The sequence below is a fragment of the Tepidimonas aquatica genome (assembly GCF_007556585.1).
GTDB classification, from domain to species: Bacteria; Pseudomonadota; Gammaproteobacteria; order Burkholderiales; family Burkholderiaceae_C; genus Tepidimonas; species Tepidimonas aquatica.
Genome location: NZ_VJNA01000069.1, coordinates 1 through 2,331, shown reverse-complemented (window position 1 = coordinate 2,331; position 2,331 = coordinate 1). Strand labels below are relative to the sequence as shown.

The window sequence follows — 2,331 nt, the reverse complement described above, 5'->3', positions numbered from 1 at the left end:
CCTTCGTCGAGGCGATGAACGGGCTGCTGCAGCAGGCCAAGCGCGCCGCGCGCGGCTTCAGGACGAGCCAGAACTTCATCGCCATCGCCTACCTGCGCATGTCCAAGCTCAAGCACCTGCCGGCCAGCCCGTTCGCGCCGGCGATGCCCCAGTGACGGTGTTGCTTTCCACACGAAACGACATGGAGCCGTCGGTGCAGCCGTACACGGCGCAAGGCACACCGCCGGCCACCGCCTTGCCGGCCACCCACACATCAGGCGTCAGGCCGTGCGCGCGGGCCCACCCCCCCACCCCCGTGGACAGGGTGTGCGTCTCGTCCAGCACCAGCAGGGTGCCGTGGCGCTGGCACAGCGCCTGCGCGGCGTCCCAGAACCCCGGCTGTGGGGGCACCAGGCCAAAATTGGTCAACGCCGGCTCCGCCAGCACCGCCGCCACCTGACCGTCGGCCAGCGCGTCCTGCAGCGCCTCAAGGTCGTTGAACGGCACCACACGCGTGTAGGCATGGTGCGCGTGCACCTGGCCCAACACCGAAGGGCGGCGTACGCTGCCGCCACGCTGTTGCGGGTCACGGTCCACCAGCGTGTCGTCCACGGCGCCGTGGTAGCAGCCATCAAACACAACCAGGTAGGGACGTGCGGTGATCGCGCGTGCCCAGCGGATGACGAAACGGTTGGCGTCGCTGGTGGTCATGGCCAACTGCCAACGGGGCAGGCCAAAGCGTTCGGCCAACCATTGGCCCACCTGCGCGCTGCGTTCGTCGGGTAGCATGCAGGTCAGCCCCCGATAGGCCTGTTCCGCCACAGCCGCGGCCACGGGTTCGGGCGAATGGCCGAACATCGCGCCAGTGTCGCCCAGGCAAAAATCGGCGTAGCCGTGACCGTCGACGCAGGTCAGATCGGCGCCGCGGGCGTGTTGGACGAACAGCGACGCTGGGGTGGGCCAGTCTCGCATCCAGTGCAGCGGCACGCCAAACACGTAGTGCTGTTGGGCTTGCGCCGACAGCGCGACGCTGCGAGGGTGGTGGCGCCCAAAGTGCGCGCGCTCACGCTGCAGCAGCGCTTGCAGGCGTGCGGGGTCGATGGCGACGGTGTCGTGCATGGCACAGCAGCTTACGGCGCCAGCCGCTACGATGGCAGGGCCATGTCGACCACACCCCAGGGATCCGCTTGCCCCGCGCCGCCGCTGCATCGTGGCGTGCTGCTGGCCGCCGGCTTGGCGTTGGCGGCGGCGGTGTCGCTGGGCATCACGCGCTTTGCCTACGGCTTGCTGCTGCCGCCGATGCGGGCTGATCTGGGTTGGAGCTACCTGCTGGCCGGGGCCATGAACACCGCCAACGCGGTGGGCTACCTTGTTGGGGCGTTGACGGTGCCGTGGTTGATGCGCCGCCTGGGCGTGGGCGCGGTGCTGCTGGGCGGTGCGGTGTTGGCGGCGCTGCTGATGGCGGCGGTGGGCTGGATGACCGCCGATACCGTGTTGTTGGTGCAGCGTTGGGCCGCGGGGGTGTGCAGCGCCTGGGTGTTTGTGGCCGGTGGTTTGCTGGCGGCACGGCTTGGGCCGGTGTGGCCGCGCCACGGCGGGCTGCTGCTGGGGGTGTACTACGGTGGGGTGGGGCTGGGCATTGCGCTGTCGGCGCTGACGGTGCCGATGTGGCTGGCCTGGGCCGGGCCGCGCGCGCACGCCTGGGCGTGGGCCTGGTGGGGTTTGGCGGCGCTGTGCGCGCTGGCGTGCGTGGGGTTGGTGCTGGTCTGGCGGCGTTGGCGTGCCCTGGAGGTGGACGCTGCCGGCGGCACAGCAGGGCCGACCCCGGCACCCACCACGGGGCCAGCGCTGGGCGTCTTGGCGCTGCTGCGGGCGCTGGCGCCGGCGCTGCTGGGCTACACGATGTTTGGCGTTGGCTACATCGGCTACATGACGTTTGTCATCGCGCTGCTGCGCGAGCGCGGCGTCGACGGTGGCGCGATCACGCTGTTTTACACCCTGCTGGGGGTGGCGGTGATGCTGTCGTCCCGCCTGTGGGCGGGGCTGTTGGACCGTCACCGCGATGGCCAGCCGCTGGCACGCCTCAACGCGCTGTTGGGGCTGGCCACGCTGCTGCCCGCGCTGGGCCATGCCTGGCCGTTGGTGCTGGCTTCTGGGGTGTTGTTTGGCGCGGTGTTTTTGTCCGTGGTGGCATCGACCACCGCGCTGGTGCGCCACAACCTGCCCGCGGCGCGTTGGGCGGCGGGCATCAGCGCCTTCACCATCGTGTTTGCGGCGGGCCAGATCGTCGGCCCGGCCGTGGTGGGCTGGATCGGCGACGGCCCCGGGGGGCTGGAGCGGGGGTTGGTGTTC

Annotated in this window: 2 protein-coding genes and 1 pseudogene; 2 read left to right on the top strand and 1 reads right to left on the bottom strand. The window is 70.7% G+C overall.

All coding sequences use genetic code 11. From position 1 onward, the window contains the following. A partial coding sequence (locus tag Taqua_RS12905; RefSeq protein WP_144326974.1) for a transposase occupies positions 1-155 on the top strand: 155 nt, incomplete at its 5' end. A gap of 37 nt (positions 156-192) precedes the next feature. Here Taqua_RS12905 and Taqua_RS12900 read toward each other — a convergent pair. Further along, positions 193-1,098, bottom strand: a pseudogene (locus Taqua_RS12900) (transaminase); the annotation flags it as partial. A 42-nt stretch (positions 1,099-1,140) separates the two neighbouring features. Here Taqua_RS12900 and Taqua_RS12895 point away from each other — a divergent pair. After that, positions 1,141-2,331 (top strand): YbfB/YjiJ family MFS transporter (locus tag Taqua_RS12895; protein WP_144326972.1); only part of this gene is annotated, 1,191 nt, incomplete at its 3' end.